This window comes from Pseudomonas sp. MAG733B, assembly GCF_036884845.1.
In the GTDB taxonomy this organism is placed as follows: Bacteria; Pseudomonadota; Gammaproteobacteria; order Pseudomonadales; family Pseudomonadaceae; genus Aquipseudomonas.
The window spans coordinates 2,425,344-2,446,205 of record NZ_CP145732.1; the positions used below are offsets into that span (position 1 = coordinate 2,425,344).

A 20,862-nucleotide genomic window follows, 5' to 3' on the forward strand; every position below is an offset into this window, starting at 1 on the left:
TGTGGGAGCCAGCCTGCTGGCGACGAGGCCATAACAGGCAATAAAGAACTACTTGAAACGCCGCTCCACACCTTTCTCCACAAGGATCTTCGCGGAGATTTCTTCCACGGAAAAATGCGTCGAGTTGATGTTCGGAATGTTCTCGCGGCGGAACAGGTTTTCCACCTCGCGCACTTCGAACTCGCATTGGGCGTAGCTCGAATAGCGGCTGTTGGGCTTGCGCTCGTTGCGGATCGCGGTGAGGCGGTCCGGGTCGATGGTCAGGCCGAACAGCTTGTGCTGGTGGGCGCGCAGGGCGGCGGGCAGTTGCAGGCGTTCCATGTCGTCTTCGGTCAGCGGGTAGTTGGCCGCGCGGATGCCGAATTGCATGGCCATGTACAGGCACGTCGGCGTCTTACCACATCGCGACACGCCTACTAGTATCAGGTCGGCCTTGTCGTAATAGTGCGTGCGGGCGCCGTCGTCGTTGTCGAGGGCGAAGTTAACGGCCTCGATACGCTCCATGTAATTGGAGCTGGTGCCGATGGAGTGGGATTTGCCCACGGTATAGGAAGAATGCTCGGTCAGTTCCTGTTCAAGTGGTGCCAGGAACGTCGAGAAAATGTCGATCATGAAACCATTCGAGGTAGCGAGAATCTCACGAATGTCCTGATTGACGATGGTGTCGAAGATAATCGGACGGAAGCCGTCGGTTTCGGCGGCTTTGTTGATTTGTTGTACCATGGCCCGCGCTTTGTCCACGTTGTCGATGTACGGCCGCGTGACTTTGCTGAAGGTAATGTTTTCGAACTGCGCCAGGAGGCTCTGGCCGAGGGTTTCGGCGGTAATGCCCGTGCCATCGGAGATAAAGAAAGCAGATCGTTTCATTTGCACCTTGGGCCTTAAGCTAGTGACGAATCTTGGATATGATAGGCGCGATTTGCTGGTCGCCAATGGCCCGCATTCTCACTTATTTTCCAGGTCCAGGCCATATAGCCGGCAAATGCCCATTCAAGCAGCCGGTTTCTGAGCTTTTCCAACACAGTTAGTGGAGAGATCACCTTGGTAGAGTACGTAGTTTCCCTCGACAAGCTCGGCAAACACGACGTTGAGCACGTGGGGGGCAAGAACGCATCCCTGGGCGAGATGATCAGCAACCTTGCAGGTGCCGGTGTATCGGTGCCCGGTGGCTTCGCCACGACCGCTCAGGCGTATCGTGATTTCCTGGAACTGAGCGGCCTGAACGATCAGATCCATGCTGCCCTCGACGCCCTGGACGTCGACGATGTCAACGCCTTGGCCAAGACCGGTGCCCAGATCCGTCAATGGATCATGGAAGCCGAGTTCCCTGAAAAACTGAATGCCGAGATCCGCACCGCGTTCGCCGCGCTATCGGCCAGCAACCCTGACGTGGCCGTGGCCGTGCGTTCTTCCGCTACCGCAGAAGACCTGCCGGACGCTTCTTTCGCCGGTCAGCAGGAAACCTTCCTCAACATCCGTGGTGTCGAAAACGTCATTCGCGCCGCCAAGGAAGTGTTTGCCTCCCTTTTCAACGATCGCGCGATTTCCTATCGCGTGCACCAGGGCTTCGACCACAAGTTGGTAGCCCTGTCGGCCGGCGTACAGCGCATGGTCCGCTCCGAAACCGGCACCGCCGGCGTGATGTTCACCCTCGATACCGAATCGGGCTTCCGTGATGTTGTATTCATCACCGGCGCCTACGGCCTGGGTGAAACCGTCGTGCAAGGTGCGGTGAACCCGGATGAATTCTATGTCCACAAAGGTACGCTGGAAGCCGGTCGCCCTGCGATCCTGCGCCGCAACCTGGGCAGCAAAGCCATCAAGATGATCTACGGCGACGAGGCCAAGGCCGGTCGTTCGGTCAAGACCGTCGATGTCGACAAGGCTGATCGCGCACGTTTCTGCCTGAGCGACGCCGAAGTCAGCGAACTGGCCAAACAAGCGATGATCATCGAGAAGCACTACCAGTGCCCGATGGACATCGAATGGGCCAAGGACGGTGACGACGGCAAGCTGTACATCGTGCAGGCCCGTCCGGAAACCGTTAAGAGCCGCACCCAGGCCAACGTCATGGAACGTTACCTGTTGAAAGAAACCGGCACCGTGCTGGTTGAAGGCCGCGCCATCGGCCAGCGCATCGGCGCCGGCAAGGTCCGCATCATCAAGGACGTGTCCGAGATGGACAAGGTCCAGCCAGGCGACGTACTGGTGTCCGACATGACCGACCCGGACTGGGAACCGGTCATGAAGCGCGCCAGCGCCATCGTCACCAACCGTGGCGGTCGTACCTGCCACGCGGCGATCATCGCCCGTGAGCTGGGCATCCCGGCCGTGGTCGGTTGCGGCAACGCTACCCAGCTGTTGAAAGACGGCCAGGGCGTGACCGTTTCCTGTGCTGAAGGCGACACAGGTTTCATCTTCGAAGGCGAACTGGGCTTCGACATCAAGAAGAACTCCGTGGACGCCATGCCGGATCTGCCGTTCAAGATCATGATGAACGTCGGCAACCCGGACCGCGCCTTCGACTTCGCACAGCTGCCGAACGCCGGTGTGGGCCTGGCCCGCCTGGAGTTCATCATCAACCGCATGATCGGCGTGCACCCCAAGGCGCTGCTGAACTACGACGGTCTGCCGCTGGACATCAAGGAAAGCGTCGACAAGCGCATCGCCGGTTACAACGATCCGGTCGGCTTCTACGTCGAAAAACTGGTCGAAGGCATCAGCACCCTGGCTGCTGCGTTCTGGCCGAAAAAGGTCATCGTGCGTCTGTCGGACTTCAAGTCCAACGAATACGCCAACCTGATCGGCGGCAAGCTCTACGAGCCGGAAGAAGAAAACCCGATGCTGGGCTTCCGTGGCGCTTCGCGTTACATCAGCGAATCGTTCCGTGACTGCTTCGAACTCGAATGCCGCGCCCTCAAGCGCGTGCGCAACGAGATGGGCCTGACCAACGTCGAGATCATGGTGCCGTTCGTCCGTACTCTGGGCGAAGCGAGCCAGGTTGTAGATCTGCTGGCCGAAAACGGCCTGGCCCGTGGCCAGAACGGCTTGCGCGTGATCATGATGTGCGAACTGCCGTCCAACGCCATTCTGGCGGAAGAGTTCCTGGAGTTCTTCGACGGTTTCTCCATCGGTTCCAACGACCTGACCCAGCTGACCCTGGGTCTGGACCGTGATTCCGGTATCATCGCGCACCTGTTCGACGAGCGTAATCCGGCGGTCAAGAAGCTGTTGGCCAACGCCATTGCCGCCTGCAACAAGGCTGGCAAGTACATCGGCATCTGCGGTCAGGGCCCTTCGGACCACCCGGACCTGGCCAAGTGGCTGATGGAACAAGGCATCGAAAGCGTTTCGTTGAACCCGGACTCCGTACTGGAAACCTGGTTCTTCCTGGCGGAAGGTCAAGCCTCGGCCTGACAGTGTGAGAACGGCTCGCTCCCTGTAGGAGCACAGCTTGCTGGCGATGGCGATTTTGAAGACGCCATCGCGGGCAAGCCTTGCTCCTTCAGGGGTGGTCGTTTTTTGAGATTGAAGTAGGGCGGGCTCCATCTGGATGCCGCCCTTTTTTGTGCAAGAGATTATGCAAAGCAGCAGCAACCTATTTCCTGTCGCCCTGATCAGCGCCGAGCGGCGCGGTGATCTGAGCGAAGATGTTTATCGTTTGAAACCGGCCAACAGCCCGGATCCGAGTGTCGAGCTGGCGGTCACCCGCCTGGGCCTGGCCGATGAGCCTGCCGTGCGCGGCGTGCCGGTGATCTTGCTGCACGGCAGCTTTTCCAATCGACGCTTCTGGTTTTCCCCTAAAGGCCTGGGCCTTGGGGCTCATCTGACGCGTCTGGGATTCGATGTGTGGATTCCGGAAATGCGCGGTCACGGCTTGTCCCAGCGCAACCAGAACTACCGCAAGAACCGCGTCGCCGACTACGCGCGTTACGATCTGCCGGCCATTGGCGCGTTCGTGCGCGAACAGAGCGGCCAGGTACCGCACTGGATCGGCCACTCACTCGGCGGCATAACCTTGGCGGCCGCGTTGGGCGGTGAGTACATCGGTGAGCCTGTGGTCGCGTCTGCGGCGTTTTTCGGCACGCAAGTCAGCCGCACCTACTGGCCGCTGAAAATTCCGCCGGTGGAGTGGAGCGGTCGCTTCATCCTCAAACGCTTTGCCCAGCTCTCCGGTTCCCGACTCAAGCGCGGCCCGGAGGACGAGCCGATTGGCCTGGCCCTGGAAAGCATGCGTTGGTACGGTTTGTTCGGGCGCTTCGGCGATGCGGACAAGGACTGGTGGGCCGGCTTGGCTAACGTTCAGGTGCCGGTGCTGGCCGTGAGTGCCGTCAGTGATCATCAGGACCCGGCCTGGGCCTGTCGCAAGCTGTTCGAGCAGATCGGTTCCGAGCACAAGCAATTCATCAACCTGGGGCGCGAGCAGGGCTTCGGCGACAATTTCGGTCATGTAGAAATGCTGGTCAGCAAAGCCGCACAGGCGGAGGTCTGGCCGTTGGTGGCCCGTTGGCTGGCGGATCAGCAAACACCTCTGTTGGGTGAGCAAGCGAACCTGGCCACGGCAAACTAAGCTGGACGCTCTATCAGGGGCATTTCGCTCTGATCGGCTTGCGGCTAAGATATGACGGATTGAGCTGTTCTGGTCATTTTCGATGATTGATTCATCAATGATGTTCGTGCCGTCTTCCTCTTTACAGGAGTTTTTCGATGAACCATTACCTCACGCCTGACCTGTGCGACGCCTATCCGGAGCTGGTGCAGGTGCTGGAACCGATGTTCAGCAATTTCGGTGGCCGTGATTCTTTCGGCGGCGAAATCGTGACCATCAAGTGCTTCGAAGACAACTCGCTGGTCAAGGAGCAAGTCGAGCTGAAGGGTGATGGCAAGGTCCTGGTGGTCGACGGTGGCGGTTCCCTGCGTCGCGCGTTGCTCGGCGACATGCTGGCCGAGAAAGCCGCGAAAAACGGTTGGGAAGGGCTGGTGATCTACGGTTGCATCCGTGACGTCGACGTCATCGCGCAAACCGATCTGGGCGTTCAGGCCTTGGCCAGCCACCCGATGAAGACTGACAAGCGCGGTATCGGCGATCTCAACGTTGCCGTGACCTTCGCCGGCGTGACCTTCCATCCCGGCCACTACATCTACGCGGACAACAACGGCGTGATCATCTCGCCGAGCCCGCTGACAATGCCTGAATAAAATCCCCGATTGACTGAAGGAATGCGGATGTTCGAGGAAGAAAACGCGCAATGGGGGCTGGTACATGCTCTGGTGCTGGATGGTAAAGGCGGCGCGCGTTCGATAGCCCGGACAGAACTCGATGACTTGCAGCTGCAGGCCCATGAAAGCTTGTGGCTGCACTGGGATCGCAGTCATCCGCAAACCCAGACCTGGCTGCGCAAATCCAGTGGTTTGAGTGAGTTCAGCTGCGACCTCTTGCTTGAAGAAAATACCCGTCCGCGGCTTTTACAGCTTTCCGACAGCGAACTGCTGCTATTTTTGCGTGGGGTAAACCTTAATCCGGGTGCCGAGCCTGAAGACATGGTGTCGGTACGGATCTTCGGTTCCGCCCAGCGGGTGATTTCCCTGCGTTTGCGGCCGTTGCGCGCGACCGAAGAGCTGCTCGTGCAACTGGAGGAGGGCAAGGGGCCGAAAACCGCCTCCGAGCTCATTCTTTATATGGCGCAGTACCTCACCAACAAGGTGCAGGATCTGGTCAGTTGCCTCTCGGAAGTGGTCGATGAGGAAGAAGAAAAGCTGGATGCCGACGAACGGTATACACCGGAACACGGTGCTGTTTTGCAGATCCGTCGCCGGGCTGCTGCGTTGAAGCGGTTCCTCGCTCCGCAGCGGGATATTTTTGGTCAGCTGACGCGGATCAAATTGCCCTGGTTCGTCGAAGACGATGGTGATTACTGGAACGAATTGAACAACAGCCTGACCCGCTATCTCGAAGAGCTCGAATTGACCCGGGAGCGCGTGGGGCTTGTCCTGGAGACTGAAGACCGGCGATTGAGCGTGCGCATGAACCGCACGATGTATCGCTTCGGGATCATTACCGGGATCTTTTTGCCGATGAGTTTTTTGACCGGTCTTTTGGGGATCAACGTCGGGGGAATTCCGTTTTCCGAAAGCCCTTACGGCTTCCTCGTTGCCTGCCTGCTGATGCTCTCGGTGGCGCTCGGGCAGTGGTGGTTGTTCCGACGTTTGCGCTGGGTGTAACGGTAAAGCATGTGACCCGACCAAATTTGACCGCGTCTTTCACAGACATCACGAGAGGTGCGTATGCACGATCCGTTTGAACAGTCTTTGCGCGACATGCTCAAGGCATCACCGTCCACCCGGGACGACGATGCGTGCCTTGGCCGTGTACTGAAAACCGCCAACCGCCAGGTCGGCGCCGGCGATCTGTTCAGCCTGCTGGGCCGCTGGCTGCCCGCGCTGATGATCGCCCTGAATAACGGATCGGCCCACGTTGCGCCGGTGTCCCGTCTTCGTAAACCTACCGCTCGCACTGCTGATAAGGCTGATTGAATATGGAACTTGATCTCTGGACACAGAGCCTCGTCACTGCAATGACTGCGTTATGGACCAAAGTTGCGAACTTCATTCCGAACCTGTTCGGCGCACTGGTTGTGCTGCTGTTGGGTTTTGTCGTGGCCAAGCTTCTGGACACGCTGCTTTCCAAATTGCTCGCCAAACTGGGCCTCGATCGCCTGATGGGCGGCACTGGCCTGACCAAGTTGCTGTCGCGCGCCGGCCTGCAAGTACCGATTTCCACGCTGATCGGCAAAATCGTCTATTGGTTCGTTCTGCTGATTTTTCTGGTTTCTGCCGCAGAATCCCTTGGACTTGAGCGAGTTTCAGCTACGCTGGATATGCTTGCGCTGTATTTGCCGAAGGTATTCGGCGCGGCGCTGGTGTTGCTGGTCGGTGTCTTGCTGGCGCAATTGGCCAATGGCCTGGTGCGCGGTGCGGCAGAAGGCGTAGGTCTGGACTACGCTTCAGGGCTTGGGCGAATTGCCCAGGGCTTGGTGATCATCATCAGTATTTCGGTTGCGATCAGCCAGTTGGAGGTCAAGACTGACCTGCTCAACCATGTGATTGTGATTGTTTTGATTACCGTTGGTCTGGCGGTTGCGCTGGCCATGGGTTTGGGAAGCCGGGAAATTGCCGGTCAGATTCTTGCGGGAATCTATGTGCGTGAGTTGTACCAGGTTGGGCAACAAGTGCGTGTTGGAGAGGTCGAAGGCCAGATCGAAGAGATCGGCACGGTTAAAACCACATTGCTGACCGATGAGGGTGAGCTAGTCTCTCTTTCCAATCGGATCCTCCTTGAGCAGCATGTGAGTAGCCGCTAACCCGGCAAACCCTGCTAATGTATGCCGCCGCAAAATGCCGCCTGATGCTGGCTGCGGCGGACATTGACCTGACTGTCGGCCCGACTTGTTTTGAATAAAGCCCAATCGTTATCCATGCGCTACGACCCCCGCGAGCTCTCTGATGAGGAGTTGGTCGCGCGCTCGCATACCGAGCTGTTTCACGTAACGCGCGCCTATGAAGAATTGATGCGGCGTTACCAACGAACATTATTTAACGTCTGTGCACGATATCTCGGGAACGATCGCGATGCAGATGATGTCTGTCAGGAAGTCATGTTGAAGGTGCTGTACGGCCTGAAGAACTTCGAGGGCAAATCGAAGTTCAAGACATGGCTATATAGCATCACGTACAACGAGTGTATTACGCAGTATCGGAAGGAACGGCGAAAGCGTCGCTTGATGGACGCATTGAGTCTTGACCCCCTTGAGGAAGCGTCCGAAGAAAAGACGCCGAAACCCGAGGAGAAGGGCGGACTTGATCGCTGGCTGGTGTATGTGAACCCGATTGACCGTGAAATTCTGGTGCTACGATTTGTCGCAGAGCTGGAGTTTCAGGAGATCGCAGACATCATGCACATGGGTTTGAGTGCAACAAAAATGCGGTACAAACGCGCTCTAGATAAATTGCGTGAGAAATTTGCAGGCATTGCTGAAACTTAGTTCAGCGCAAATATCTCTTACGTGTAGGCAAGTTCTGTTAGACTTGCCGCCGAGTTGTCCCCCGGTTTGCGGGACTGCTTCACAATCACCAGATGGGGATTTAACGGATGAAACTGAAAAACACCTTGGGCTTGGCCATTGGTTCTCTTATTGCCGCCACTTCGTTCGGCGCTCTGGCACAGGGCCAAGGCGCAGTTGAAATCGAAGGCTTCGCAAAGAAAGAGTACTACGACAGCACTCGTAACTTCAAAAACGACGGCAACCTGTTCGGTGGTTCGGTTGGTTACTTCCTGACCGACGACGTTGAACTGCGTCTGGCTTACGACGAAGTGCACAACGTACGTTCCGACTCCGGTCAGAACATCAAGGGCGCGGACACCGCTCTGGACGCTCTGTACCACTTCAACAACCCAGGCGACATGCTGCGTCCTTACGTCTCGGCCGGCTTCTCCGACCAGAGCATCGACCAGAACGGTTCGAACGGTCGTGACCGTTCCACCTTCGCCAACGTTGGTGGCGGCGCCAAGCTGTACTTCACCGACAACTTCTACGCTCGTGCCGGCGTTGAAGCTCAGTACAACATCGACCAGGGCAACACCGAGTGGGCTCCTAGCGTCGGTATCGGTGTGAACTTCGGTGGCGGCTCCAAGCCTGCTGCTGCTCCAGTTCCAGCACCAGCTGAAGTCTGCTCCGACAGCGACAACGATGGCGTGTGCGACAACGTCGACAAGTGCCCGGACACCCCAGCCAACGTAACCGTTGACGCTGATGGCTGCCCAGCAGTTGCTGAAGTTGTACGTGTTGAGCTGGACGTGAAATTCGACTTCGACAAGTCGGTAGTCAAGCCTAACAGCTACGGCGACATCAAGAACCTGGCTGACTTCATGAAGCAGTACCCATCCACCACCACTACTGTTGAAGGTCACACTGACTCCGTCGGTCCTGACGCTTACAACCAGAAACTGTCCGAGCGTCGTGCAAACGCCGTTAAGCAAGTTCTGACCAACCAGTACGGTGTTGAATCGTCCCGCGTTCAGTCTGTTGGCTACGGCGAATCCCGCCCAGTTGCTGACAACAAAACTGAAGCTGGTCGCGCTGTAAACCGTCGCGTAGAAGCGCAGGTTGAAGCTCAAGCTAAGTAATTAGCCCACAGCTCTGAGAAAAGCCCGGCTTAGGCCGGGCTTTTCTTTGTCTGCGATTTGGTGTTCCAACCCGGTTTTATGCGGTGATATCGAAAGATCGCAGCCTGCGGCAGCTTCTACACAGATACCGCTTGCAACCTGTAGGAGCTGCCGAAGGCTGCGATCTTCTGATCTTCTTCGCAGGCCGCAACCGCTCCAATGACCAAAATGGCCGGGCTTTTCAACTCGAAGTCATGGGCATCTTTTTCCATCGCTGCCAGATCGCTTCGGCATTCCCGCTGATGCGGCAACGAAGCGTTTTCGATCATCGCCACCGGCATGTCTGCCGTCATTCCGCCGGCCAGCAACTGCTCACGAATTTCACTGAGCTTGGCCACACCCATGTAGATCACCAAGGTGGTGCCGCTTTGAGCCAGTGCCTGCCAGTTCAGGCTACTGTCGTCCTGAGTGTGCGCGGTGACCAATGTCACCCCGCGCGCCACGCCCCTTAGCGTCAACGGTATATCGCATTGCGTCGCACCGGCGAGCCCGGCCGTGATGCCATTGACCAGTTCCACCTCAACCCCACGTTCGCGCAGCCACTGCGCCTCTTCACCGCCACGTCCGAAAATGCACGGGTCGCCGCCCTTGAGTCGCACCACGCATTTGCCCTGGCGCGCATAACGCAGCATCAGGCGATGAATGAAGGCTTGCGGGGTAGACCGGCAGCCGCCGCGCTTACCCACAGGAATGATCCGCTCCTGGTTGCAATGTTCGAGGATGGCGGCATTCACCAGATCATCGATCAGCACCACATCCGCCTCTCTCAACGCCCGCACAGCCTTGAGCGTCAGCAATTCCGGATCGCCAGGGCCCGCGCCCACCAGCCAGACTTTTGCGTTCATCGTGTTTTCCTCATTTGGGCTGACATCAGCCATGAAATATCGCAAACAACAGCGCCAGATTTGCCACCAATGACAGCAGCGCCAGCGTTCGCCATACCTTCAACGGTTCGCGTTCCAGCAGCGGTCGTGGGCGCACGGTCAAGCTGTGCCGCTCGCCCTGTTCGATCAGCAGCAGCCATTCTTCCGCCGTTTCAAAGCGCTGAGTTGGATCCGCGGCAACCGCGCGTTCCAGACTTTGTGTAAGCCACTCCGGCAAATCGGGCCGATAGCGACTGGCGCTGACCGGTACGCCGAATCGTGGGCGTTGAAACGCTTCGATTTCGCCGTAGGGGAAATGCCCGGTCAGCAGGTAATACAAGGTCACGCCGACGGCATAGAGATCCTGTTGCGGGGTCGGCGCTTCACCGCGAAACGCTTCCGGTGCAATGAAACTTGGCGTTCCGGGCAAGGTAGAAGGCTGGTCTTCGGACAATCCGGGACAGTAGGCGAGCCCGAAATCCAGCAGGCGCAACTCACCGTCGTCCCCCAGCAGCAGGTTCTCCGGTTTGATGTCGCGGTGCAGAATCTGCCGCCGATGCAGCATGCCGACCGCTCGAAGCAAGCGTTCGGCGAGGTCCTGCCATTGCGCCAGCGGCATTGGTCCGACCTGTTCATGCAGTTGCGCCAGGGTCGCTCCGGGATATTCGCGCATCACGTAGTACAAATGCTGGCGCTGACTGGCGGCATGAACTTCAGGAAAATGCCGCCCGGCCACGCGCTTGAGAAACCATTCCTCCGACAGCAAGGCTTGCCCCGCCTGATGATCGTCATGCAGGCGCCCGGGCAAGGTTTTCAGCAACCAGGGTTGCTGCTGGGCGTCACGCACCCGATAGAGCGATGATTGCTGGCTCTGACCGAGGATTGCTTCAACGTGCCAACCCTCGAAGTCCTGTCCCGGTTTCAGTGCCGGCGGCAGCGGCCATTGCTGCAAGTGGATCAGAGCATCGCCAATGCTGGTTTCACCGAGGGCATCGACCCGCACCAGCAAGGCGCTGGCGTTATCCTGGCTGCCGGCCAGGTGCGCGGCGCTGACCAGTGTTTGCGCGGCACTGTGCAGATCCGGTTGATCACGCAGGATCGCGGCAATCGCGGTGTCGCCCAAGACTGCCCAGATACCATCGCTGAGCAGGACGAAGCTCTCATCGAGGCGCAATTCGCCATCGAGAAAATCCAGCACCAGATGTTGATCCAGTCCCAGCGCCCGCTTGAGCACATGCTGCATGCCCGGCTGATCCCAGACGTGATCCTCGCTGACTCGCTGCAATTGATCCCCGTGCCAGCGATACACCCGGCAATCACCGACGTGAGCCAGAGTAAAACGCCTGCCACGCAGCACCAGAGCGCTCACAGTGGTCAATAGCGGTTGTCCGCCACCGTTGGCCTGCAACCAGCGGTTCTGCGCCAGCAGCAGGCGATCAAGGGCTTGTGCGACGCCCCAGGTTTCCGGGGTGGCGTAGTAATCCAGTGCCAGGGCCTGCAACGTCGAACGGGCGGCCAGGCCACCATCGGCGCATTGGCTGACGCCGTCGGCGATGGCGAACAAGTAACCCTTGCTGGCTGCCAGCGCAGGGGCCGGCGTCACCAGGCGCAGGGCGTCCTGATTCTCGGGCCGTGGGCCGGTGGCGCTGGCTTCAGCAAAACTCAGTTGCAGTCTCATCGAGATCTCAGACCCGCGCAGCCGTCACGGCAGCCGAACCCCAGGTGGTTCTCCAGCGGCGTTTCACACCATGCAGACCGAACCAGGCGAGCACCGCGAGGCTGGCGAACAACCACAAGGCCATCTGGTAGCTGCCGGTGCTTTGCTTGATCGCGCCCATGCCAGCCGCGAGGGCAAAGCCACCGATGCCGCCAGCCATTCCGATCAGACCGGTCATCACGCCGATCTCGCGGCGAAAACGCTGCGGGACCAGTTGGAAAACCGCACCGTTGCCTGCACCCAAACCGAGCATGGTGCAGACGAAAAGCGCCAGGGCTGCGTAGGAACTTGGCAGGTTGAAACCGACGGCTGCAATGCAAATCGCGGCGACCGTGTACATCCCCAACAGGGTGCGAATGCCACCGAAACGGTCGGCCAGTGCACCACCCAATGGGCGCATCAGGCTGCCACCGAACACGCAGGCAGCGGTGTAGTAACCGGCGGTCACCGGGCTCAGGCCGTATTGGTCGTTGAAGTAACCGGGCAGGGCGCTGGCCAGGCCGATGAAGCCACCGAAGGTCACGCTGTAGAAAAACATGAACCACCAGCTGTCACGGTCACCCAGCGCCTTGAAATAATCAGCCACCGACTTGGCTTTCGGCCGCTCAGGGGCATTTTTGGCCAGCCAGGCGAAGACAATCAGGGTCAGGATCAGCGGGATCAGCGCGAAGCCGAACACGTTGCTCCAGCCAAACGCGGCGGCCAGCACTGGCGCAATCAGTGCGGCAAGCACGGTGCCCGAGTTGCCGGCGCCGGCAATGCCCATCGCCTTGCCTTGGTGCTGCGGCGGATACCATTGCGAGGCCAGTGGCAGGGCAACGGCGAATGACGCGCCAGCCATACCGAGGAACAGCCCCAACAGCAGCGCTTGTTCATAAGTATGGATGCCGAGTTTCCAGGCGCCGAACAGCGCGCAGATGACGATCACCTGACCGATCAGGCCGGCGGTTTTTGGTGACAGTCGATCAGCCAGCATGCCCATTACAAAGCGCAGTATCGCCCCGGCCAGGATCGGCGTTGCCACCACGAGGCCACGCTGTTGGGTGGTCAGGTGCAGGTCACCGGCGATCTGCACCGCCAAGGGGCCGAGCAGGTACCAGACCATGAAACTCAGGTCGAAGTAGAGGAAGGCCGCGAACAGGGTCGGGGTATGGCCGGATTTCCAGAAGCTTGAATTCATCGCGCACCTCAACTGAATAGGAGTCTCGAACGGGAGCCAAAACAAAAAAACGCCGCCACCTGATTCGCCGGGAGGCAAATGAGGTGAGCGACGTCTTTGTCGTAGATTGGGCAACCGCCGTTGGTTACCTGTGGTGATTACTTAGCCAGATCTGTGCCACATGCCGATTTTTGTGGGTAGGGAAAAGATCGCATCCTTCGGCAGCTCCTACAGTTGGAATGCGTACACCCTGTAGGAGCTGCCGAAGGCTGCGATCTTGGATGCTCAACCCAATAATTCACTCATCGCAATAATCTGCTCCGCCACCTGAATCAGCTTCTGCTGACGGCTCATGGCCTGGCGGCGCATCAGGGTGTAGGCCTCTTCCTCGTTGCAGTCCTTAATTTTCATCAGCAACCCTTTGGCCAGCTCGATGCGCTTGCGCTCGGCCAGTTGCTGGTCGCGGGCGTGCAGTTGCGCGCGCAGGGCCTGGTCGCTTTCGAAGCGCGCCATGGCCACGTCAAGAATCGGCTGCAAGCGTTGTGCGTGGATGCCTTCGACGATGTAGGCACTGACCCCGGACTTGATCGCCTGGCGCATCACATCGGGGTCGTGTTCGTCGGTAAACATGACGATGGGTCGAGGCTGGTCGCGGCTGACCAGCACCACTTGCTCCATGACATCGCGGCTCGGTGACTCGGTATCGATCAAAATCACATCCGGACGCACCGTTTCGACGCGTTCGGGCAGGTCAATGGTCAACCCGGACTCGTCGATCACTTCGAATCCGGCTTCGGTGAGGGCCGCTTTCAGGCGTCCGACTTTTTTCGCGGTGTCGTTGATCAGCAGGATACGCAACATGTTCGCAGTCTCCTGTCAGCGGCTGGCGAGTCGGGGCGAGCTGTCGCTCATGGCGTGCAGCTTGAAGCTGCGGGCATAGCCGACCGGGTCGGAACCGTCCCAGACTTTGCCATCGATCAACTGGCTGCTACGCATCTCTTTGCCCAGTGATGCGACTCCCACGGCACTGGCGGCCTCACGGTACAAGTCTAGTTGCTGGACCTGGCGAGCAACTGCGAGGTAATCCGGATCGTCGCGCAACAAGCCCCAGCGACGGAACTGGGTCATGAACCACATGCCATCGGACAGGTACGGCAGATTGACCTCGCCAGCGCCATGGAAGCGCAAGGCGTGCGGGTCTTGCCAGCGATTGCCGAGACCGTCGGCGTAGTCGCCCAGCAGGCGCGGTTCTATGCATTCGAGCGGTGCGTCGAGGTACTGCGGGGCACTGAGCAATTGCGCGGTGCTGCGACGATTCTCGGTGTTGTCTTCGATGAAGCGGCTGGCTTCCAGGATCGCCATCACCAACGCTCGGGCGGTGTTGGGATATTGCTCGACAAAGGCGCGGGTGCAGCCGAGGACTTTTTCCGGATGATCGGGCCAGATCGCTTGAGTGGTCGCCAGGGTAAAACCGAGATCCTGTTGTACCGCGCTGGCAGACCACGGTTCGCCGACGCAGAAGCCATCGATGCGCCCCGCTTGTAGGTGCGCGACCATTTGCGGCGGCGGCACCACCACGCTGTCGACATCCAGCAGCGGATGAATGCCCTGGCTTGCGAGCCAGTAATACAGCCACATGGCGTGGGTGCCGGTAGGAAAGGTCTGGGCGAACGTCAGTTTTGGGCGACTTTGGTGCACGTGCCGGTGAAGCGCTTCAGGACCGGTCACGCCAAGGCCCTGCAAGCCATGGGAGAGATTGATGCTTTGGCCGTTCTGGTTCAGCCCCATCAGCACCGCCATGTCGGTCGGGGCCACGCCGCCGATGCCCAGGTGCACGGCGTAGATCAAGCCGTACAGGCTGTGGGCGGCATCGAGTTCGCCACTGACCAGTTTGTCCCGCAGGTTGGCCCAGGACGACTGGCGCTTGAGGTTCAGGGTCAGGCCGTAGGGCTGGGCGAAACCCTGAGTCGCGGCGACTACCACTGAGGCGCAGTCGCTCAAGGCCATGAAGCCGAGGTTGATTTCGGTCTTTTCCGGGGCATCGCTGCCATTGACCCAGGCTAAAGGGCCTGCTGATGGTTCGTTCATCGATTTCGCACCTTCAAAAAAAACGTCGTCCCAGACCCTTCTACAAGCCAGGCCGGGTGACGACGCCATTGTCCTTGCACACATTCCGCCGTTGGCCTGTGCGCTGATGACTGAACGGGTGCAAGGCATATGCCATCCGGGGTTCATCAGGTTTACATCAGGATTCAACGCGCCCTGTCTTTCATCCTGCCGACCCACATCGTCAGGTCGCAAAGGAGGTTGGCGTGCACATCGAATCAATACGCGCCGCAGGTTTCCCCGACGCCCGTTTCTGCGAGCGGGTGCTGCATCTGCGTGTCAACGAATCCCCCGTGTATCTGCTCTCGACCCAGTGTGCGACGGCCTGCCACCTGCCAGTCGGCTGGGAAGGGCTGATTGCGATGAACGGTAAATTTGAAGTGAATGGCAACGTGCAGACCCTGCCAGTTGCAGAAGCGCCGTTGGTGAAGTTGCAAGTGTTCATCGATCTGGGTGACGCGCTGGTTGATCAACGATCCAGCCAGGCATTCCCGGCGGCATTGCCGGTGGCATTGCCGGTGGCCTCCCCGGTCATCCAGTCGCAAAGGACGCTCGAGCGCTGGTACATCGAGCAAGCCATGGCCGGTGGTCCGGCCTACCAGGCTTTTGCCAGCGTGCTGCGCCATTGCGAGAGCTACGGGCTTGTACGTTTCCTGGTGGAGCAGGGCACACACAGTGAAAAATTGACCACCCTGGCGCAGCGCTACGGCGTCTCTGTGTCGCATTTTCGCCGACTGTGTCGACAGGCGCTGGGTACGGCGGCCAAGCCTGCCTTGCGTGGCTGGCGGACGGCTCAGGCGTTGTTGAACATGAGCCAGCGGGACAACTCCCTGACGGATGTCGCGCTGGAGTTCGGTTTCGCCTCTTCTTCGCATTTCTCAAAGGAAATCCGCGAGCTGGTGGGCTTCTCACCCAGCAGCCTGGCCGATATTACCTACCTTCCAGGCAAGTGAGCCGATGAACTGCCGATTGTTCTCTTTTTCCCTTTTGCCCGTCTGCTTGAGCGCCGCGTTGCTGCTTGCACCCTGTGCTGCGCAGGCCGCTGTCTATAACTTCGAGGCCCGTGAGCAGAGCGCGCGCACTTTTTTCAGCGAGTTGTCCGGTCCGCTGGGCAAACCCGTAATCGTCAGCAAAGCTGCTGCGGCCAAGCGGGTTTCCGGTACGTTCGATTTGCTCGTTCCGCAGAGAACCTTTGAGCGTATCAGCACGCAAATGGGCTTGATCTGGTACAGCGATGGCCAGGCGATTTACCTGTACGACGCCTCGGAATTCAAAAGCTCGATGATGTCGCTGCACACCCTCACCGTGGCCAAACTCCAGGCATTTCTCGAACGTTCCGGGTTGCACGACAAGCGTTACCCGTTGCGCCACGACGGTCTGCGGACTTTCCATGTGTCGGGTCCGCCGATGTATGTCGACCTGGTGGTGCAAGCGGCCGGGATGATGGATAACCAGCGCTCGGAGTTGTTGCTGGGCAAACAGCAGATCGGTGTGATCCAGGTGCGCAATACCTTCGTCAGCGACCGCAAATACGAGCTGCGCGATGACAAGGTGACTATCCCCGGCCTGGCCACCGTGATCGAGGAGTTGCTGCGTGGCGAGAAACGCGAGGTCGAGCCGTCGGTGGCGCAGGCCCCTGCACAGCGACCGCAGGGGTTGATGCCGGCATTTCCCCTCGAAGGCCTGGCGAACACGCCCTCGGAACAAGACCCGACCGCGCCGCGAATCATCGCGCGAGAGGTGGCCGCGGGAAACATTCGAGTGGTGGCTTATCCCGACACCAACAGCCTGCTGGTCAAGGGGTTGCCGGAGCAAGTGCGCTTCATCGAGAACCTGGTGAGCGCGCTGGACACGCCCAAGCGCCACGTGGAGTTGTCGCTGTGGATCATCGATTTGCACAAGGACGAACTCAATCAGCTGGGCATCAATTGGCAAGGCACGGTGAATTCGGGCGGTAAATTTTCCGCATCGCTCAATGCCGGTTCCGCGACCACCCTCGATGGTGTTTCGTTCGTGACCCAAGTCATGGCGCTGGAACGTACCAACCGAGCGAACGTGGTCTCGCGACCGGTGATCCTGACCCAGGAAAACGTGCCGGCGATTTTCGACAACAACCGCACGTTTTATGCCCCGCTGGTGGGTGAGCGCACGGTCGAGTTGCAGCATGTGACCTACGGCACGCTAATCAGCGTTCTGCCGCGTTTCGCCCAGGCGGACGAGGTGGAAATGTCGCTCAATATCGAGGACGGCAACGAAGTCGAAAGCCCTGGCCAGGGCGAGCGCCCGAACTCGCTGCCCACGGTCGGTCGCACACGAATCAGTACTGTGGCGCGTGTGCCTCAGGGCAAGAGCCTGTTGGTGGGCGGTTTCACCCGCGATGACAACAGCGAGCAAATCGGGCGGATACCGGTACTGGGTTCGATTCCATGGGTCGGGCGCTTGTTCAGCTATCGACAGAGCCGCTCGGCCAACACGGTGCGGGTGTTCCTGATTCAGCCCAAGGAAATTCTCGACGCCTTCGAGCCCGTCATGGAACCGGGCCCGCAGATGCTGACACCGCAGCAGCATGAGCGCGTGCGCCGATCGTACTTCCGGGCATCGGAAAAATGATCCTGCCACCGATTTCCACGGGTGGCAGATCGGCCCAGGCTCGGCTCAATACCGAGAAGGCCGCGGAGCATCCACAACCACAGGCGGATGCGGACATTGATCTGGATGAAAGCGGTACGGCGGCTGCCGCGCAGCGTTTTGTGCAGATCAGCGATGAAATGTCGGCAGCGTTGGCGCAGTTTCGTGCCCGACGGCATTTCGAACTCAAGTCCGACACCCTGAACGACAACTTCGAAAGAGTGCTCGACGACGACACTTTGCCCAAAGTGCAACGGGTTCTGAGTCTGGCGCGACTGGCGGACAAACCCGTCACTTGGCTGTTGCAGCAGTTGCGCGGGTTGTTCCCCGACGACAGCGATCTGGTGTTGGTGTTGCGGGAATTGTTGCGCCGAAAACGGCTCGATGGCGGTTCACGTCGGCGACTTGAAAAGGTGTTGCAGGAAGCGCTCGCCGAGGCCTCCCCCAAGCGGATGAACGCGGGCATCAATACGGCCCTCAAAGCCCGAATGTTCGGTGCGAGCATGGCCGTGCGTGCGGGACTGCTGCGCGAAACCTACCGGGAATTTCTCGAGTCCGATGACGGTCCGGTCAATTGTTACCAGGACTGGATTGCGCTGTACGGGCCGCTCAATCGCATGAGCGTGCTGGCGTTCATCGAAGACGCCTTGCTCACCGATATCAGCGCCCAGGACCCGAGTTGTTCGCGTGCAGAGTTTGGCCACCTGCTGGCCAGGCTGGCTGACCTCAAGCGCCTGCGTTCAGCCGATGGCCTGTTCATCGGCAGCCTGCTCGGCGATGAACTCATCTGTCGACACAACCCCGATGAATCCGACTGGCTGGTGTTCCTTATGGGGCTACTGAGCTACCCCGACGAACTCGACCAGTTGCTGCTCGGCGCGCTCGGTGAACGCCTGCTGTTGAGTCCTCACCGTGAGCGCTCAACCGTGCTGCACACGGTGCGCCGACTGAGCCTGCAATTGCCGTTGCCACTGTTTGTCGATGAAGAGGCACCTCAGCGCCTGGCACAACAGTTCACGCACCTGGCCGACATCGCCTACGCCCACGAATGTATTGAGCGGCGACGTCTCAGTGGTTGCCCATGACTTTTTCCCGGAACTGACCTGCCATGCTCAACGTGTTTCTACGCAATGTCAGCGCTCGACCGGAGCTGCTGATTCTGTCGTTGATGGTGATGATCATCGCCATGCTGATCATTCCCTTGCCGACGGTGCTGGTGGATTTTCTCATCGGCCTGAACATCATCATTTCGCTGTTGGTGTTCATGGGTTCTTTCTACATCGAACGCATCCTCAACTATTCGACGTTCCCGGCCTTGCTGCTGCTGACCACGCTGTTTCGCCTGGCGCTGTCGATCAGCACCAGCCGCTTGATCCTCAGTCAGGCCGATGCCGGCGAGATCATTGCGTCGTTCGGTGAGTTCGTGATCGGCGAAAGCCTGGTGGTGGGTTTCGTGATCTTTTCCATCGTCACCATTGTCCAGTTCATCGTGATCACCAAAGGCTCGGAACGGGTGGCCGAAGTGGCGGCGCGCTTCTCGCTGGACGGCATGCCGGGCAAGCAGATGAGCATCGACGGCGACTTGAAGGCCGGTGCCATCACGGCCGAAGAAGCCAAGGAAAAACGCAGCACTCTGGAGCGCGAAAGCCAGCTGTATGGCTCCTTTGACGGGGCGATGAAGTTCATCAAGGGAGACGCGATCGCCGGCATCATCATTATCTTCGTCAACTTCATCGGCGGCATGGCCATTGGTGTCGGGCAAATGGGCATGGACATGTCCACGGCCCTGTCGACCTACACCTTGCTGACCATCGGCGATGGGCTGGTGGCGCAGATTCCCGCGTTGCTGATCGCCATTGGCGCCGGCTTCATCGTCACCCGCGTCAACGGTGATGACAGCAACCTGGGGCGCAACATGCTCGCGCAAATGCTGGGCAATCCGTTCGTGCTGGGCGTGACTGCATTGCTCGCTGTGGGCGTGGGCCTGTTACCGGGTTTTCCGCTGCTGACGTTCCTGTCGATTGCCAGTGTGCTGGGCCTGGTTGTGTTCATGCGGCATCGCAAATCTACCCGAGTGGCCGGGCAGGGCGATGGCCGTGCGGCACCCTCCGCGCAAGATGCATTGCAACCCGAGTCGGGATTGCTCGATGACGTCGACAATATCGCCACCGAAACCATCGCGCTGATGTTGCTGGTGCCCACGGCGCGTCTGGACGAACTGAGCAGGGCCCGTTGGCCAGCGCGCTTTCGCAGCCAGTTTTTCGTCGACTATGGGCTGCGCATTCCCGAACCACAGCTTCGTGCCAGCGAAGCGTTGCCGGCACATCAAGTGGCGGTGCTGATCAATGAAGTGCGCGCCGAACAGTTCGATATCCATTTCGATCACTGGCGTCTGCTCGACTACTCGCCGGAACTGGATTCCATGGAATTTGCGCTGGTGCGCGGCAACGACAGCAATCGACTGGGCGGGGTCTGGGTCAACGCCACCGACCGCGAGCGGGTGCAGCAATTGGGTTATCACCTGCGCCCGGCTGACGAAGAATGCTATCGCTGCCTGGTCACGTTGCTGGCGCGCAACATCCAGGAGTTTTTCGGCGTGCAGGAAACCAAGCAACTGCTCGACGAAATGGAAACGCGCTACCCCGATCTGCTCAAGGAAGTCTATTGCCACGTCACGGTGCAGAAGATCGCCGAAGTGCTGCAGCGACTGATCGGCGAGCGCATCTCCGTGCGCAACATGAAGCTCATTCTCGAATCGCTGGCCCATTGGGCGTCACGGGAAAAAGACGTGCTGGCGCTGGTCGAGCACGTTCGCGGTTCGATGGCCCGCTACATCAGCAACAAATTCGCCCACGGTAATGACTTGCGGGTGCTGCTGCTTTCACCGGAGTTCGAAGAGGTGGTGCGACGAGGCATTCGCCAAACCTCGGGCGGCAGTTTCATCAACCTTGAACCGGCCGAGTCTGAAGAGCTGATGGACCGACTGAGTGTCGGCATCGACAGCCTGCACATCGCGCAAAAGGACATGGTGCTGCTGTGTTCGGTCGATGTGCGGCGCTATATCAAGAAACTGATCGAGGGGCGGTTCCGGGAGCTGGACGTGATGTCGTTCGGCGAAATCTCCGAGACCGTCTCGGTCAATGTCATCAAAACGCTGTAAGGAAAA

The 20,862-nt window shown here is 59.2% G+C and carries 18 protein-coding genes; 12 read left to right on the top strand and 6 right to left on the bottom strand.

Annotated features, from left to right (window positions below; all coding sequences use genetic code 11):
* Window positions 1-48 precede the first annotated feature (48 nt).
* Window positions 49-867 carry a pyruvate, water dikinase regulatory protein gene (locus V6Z53_RS11080; protein ID WP_338585538.1) on the bottom strand — a complete coding sequence of 273 codons (819 nt, stop codon included), beginning with the start codon at window positions 865-867 and terminating at the stop codon, window positions 49-51.
* 174 nt (window positions 868-1,041) lie between these two features.
* Here V6Z53_RS11080 and ppsA point away from each other — a divergent pair, with 174 nt between their 5' ends.
* The 8 genes from ppsA to V6Z53_RS11120 all read left to right on the top strand — a co-directional run bounded on the left by ppsA (window position 1,042) and on the right by V6Z53_RS11120 (window position 9,184).
* The gene (gene ppsA / locus V6Z53_RS11085) at window positions 1,042-3,417 is read left to right on the top strand and encodes a phosphoenolpyruvate synthase (protein ID WP_338585539.1); all 2,376 of its coding nucleotides are present in this window, start codon (window positions 1,042-1,044) and stop codon (window positions 3,415-3,417) included.
* Between the two features lie 163 nt (window positions 3,418-3,580).
* Window positions 3,581-4,570, top strand: coding sequence for an alpha/beta fold hydrolase (locus V6Z53_RS11090; protein ID WP_338585540.1), 990 nt, complete (start codon window positions 3,581-3,583; stop codon window positions 4,568-4,570).
* A 137-nt stretch (window positions 4,571-4,707) separates the two neighbouring features.
* Window positions 4,708-5,199 (top strand): ribonuclease E activity regulator RraA, encoded by a 492-nt coding sequence (rraA, locus tag V6Z53_RS11095; RefSeq protein WP_054054001.1) that lies wholly within the window; start codon window positions 4,708-4,710, stop codon window positions 5,197-5,199.
* A 27-nt stretch (window positions 5,200-5,226) separates the two neighbouring features.
* On the top strand, window positions 5,227-6,222 hold the full coding sequence (locus V6Z53_RS11100) for a zinc transporter ZntB (protein WP_338585541.1): 996 nt from the start codon (window positions 5,227-5,229) through the stop codon (window positions 6,220-6,222).
* 63 nt (window positions 6,223-6,285) lie between these two features.
* Entirely contained in the window at window positions 6,286-6,534 is a 249-nt protein-coding gene (locus tag V6Z53_RS11105) for a hypothetical protein (RefSeq protein ID WP_020801096.1), read from the top strand.
* Window positions 6,535-6,536: 2 nt separating this feature from the next.
* A complete protein-coding gene (locus tag V6Z53_RS11110) occupies window positions 6,537-7,361 on the top strand; it encodes a mechanosensitive ion channel domain-containing protein (RefSeq protein ID WP_008048604.1) in 825 nt (274 codons plus the stop codon).
* 90 nt (window positions 7,362-7,451) lie between these two features.
* A complete protein-coding gene (gene sigX / locus V6Z53_RS11115; protein ID WP_015096065.1) occupies window positions 7,452-8,042 on the top strand; it encodes an RNA polymerase sigma factor SigX in 591 nt (196 codons plus the stop codon).
* A 107-nt stretch (window positions 8,043-8,149) separates the two neighbouring features.
* The gene (locus V6Z53_RS11120) at window positions 8,150-9,184 is read left to right on the top strand and encodes an OmpA family protein (protein WP_338585543.1); all 1,035 of its coding nucleotides are present in this window, start codon (window positions 8,150-8,152) and stop codon (window positions 9,182-9,184) included.
* A 116-nt stretch (window positions 9,185-9,300) separates the two neighbouring features.
* Here V6Z53_RS11120 and cobA read toward each other — a convergent pair whose 3' ends face one another.
* The 5 genes from cobA to V6Z53_RS11145 form a co-directional block, all read right to left on the bottom strand.
* On the bottom strand, window positions 9,301-10,068 hold the full coding sequence (cobA, locus tag V6Z53_RS11125) for a uroporphyrinogen-III C-methyltransferase (RefSeq protein ID WP_338585544.1): 768 nt from the start codon (window positions 10,066-10,068) through the stop codon (window positions 9,301-9,303).
* 25 nt (window positions 10,069-10,093) lie between these two features.
* Entirely contained in the window at window positions 10,094-11,764 is a 1,671-nt protein-coding gene (locus V6Z53_RS11130; RefSeq protein WP_338585545.1) for a bifunctional protein-serine/threonine kinase/phosphatase, read from the bottom strand.
* A gap of 7 nt (window positions 11,765-11,771) precedes the next feature.
* Window positions 11,772-12,983: a nitrate/nitrite transporter gene (locus V6Z53_RS11135; protein WP_338585546.1), complete on the bottom strand. Its 1,212-nt coding sequence runs from the start codon at window positions 12,981-12,983 to the stop codon at window positions 11,772-11,774.
* A gap of 264 nt (window positions 12,984-13,247) precedes the next feature.
* Window positions 13,248-13,823 (bottom strand): ANTAR domain-containing protein, encoded by a 576-nt coding sequence (locus tag V6Z53_RS11140; protein ID WP_338585547.1) that lies wholly within the window; start codon window positions 13,821-13,823, stop codon window positions 13,248-13,250.
* A gap of 15 nt (window positions 13,824-13,838) precedes the next feature.
* On the bottom strand, window positions 13,839-15,050 hold the full coding sequence (locus V6Z53_RS11145; protein WP_338585549.1) for a CmpA/NrtA family ABC transporter substrate-binding protein: 1,212 nt from the start codon (window positions 15,048-15,050) through the stop codon (window positions 13,839-13,841).
* A 224-nt stretch (window positions 15,051-15,274) separates the two neighbouring features.
* Here V6Z53_RS11145 and V6Z53_RS11150 point away from each other — a divergent pair, with 224 nt between their 5' ends.
* The 4 genes from V6Z53_RS11150 to V6Z53_RS11165 are packed head-to-tail and all read left to right on the top strand — an operon-like array spanning window position 15,275 to window position 20,856.
* Window positions 15,275-16,021: a helix-turn-helix domain-containing protein gene (locus V6Z53_RS11150; RefSeq protein WP_338585550.1), complete on the top strand. Its 747-nt coding sequence runs from the start codon at window positions 15,275-15,277 to the stop codon at window positions 16,019-16,021.
* A 4-nt stretch (window positions 16,022-16,025) separates the two neighbouring features.
* Window positions 16,026-17,678 (top strand): type III secretion system outer membrane ring subunit SctC, encoded by a 1,653-nt coding sequence (gene sctC / locus V6Z53_RS11155; RefSeq protein WP_338585551.1) that lies wholly within the window; start codon window positions 16,026-16,028, stop codon window positions 17,676-17,678.
* Window positions 17,675-18,781, top strand: coding sequence for a type III secretion system gatekeeper subunit SctW (gene sctW, locus V6Z53_RS11160; protein WP_338585552.1), 1,107 nt, complete (start codon window positions 17,675-17,677; stop codon window positions 18,779-18,781). Before sctC ends, sctW begins: the two co-directional genes overlap by 4 nt.
* 23 nt (window positions 18,782-18,804) lie before the next feature.
* On the top strand, window positions 18,805-20,856 hold the full coding sequence (locus tag V6Z53_RS11165; RefSeq protein ID WP_338585553.1) for an EscV/YscV/HrcV family type III secretion system export apparatus protein: 2,052 nt from the start codon (window positions 18,805-18,807) through the stop codon (window positions 20,854-20,856).
* Window positions 20,857-20,862 lie beyond the last annotated feature (6 nt).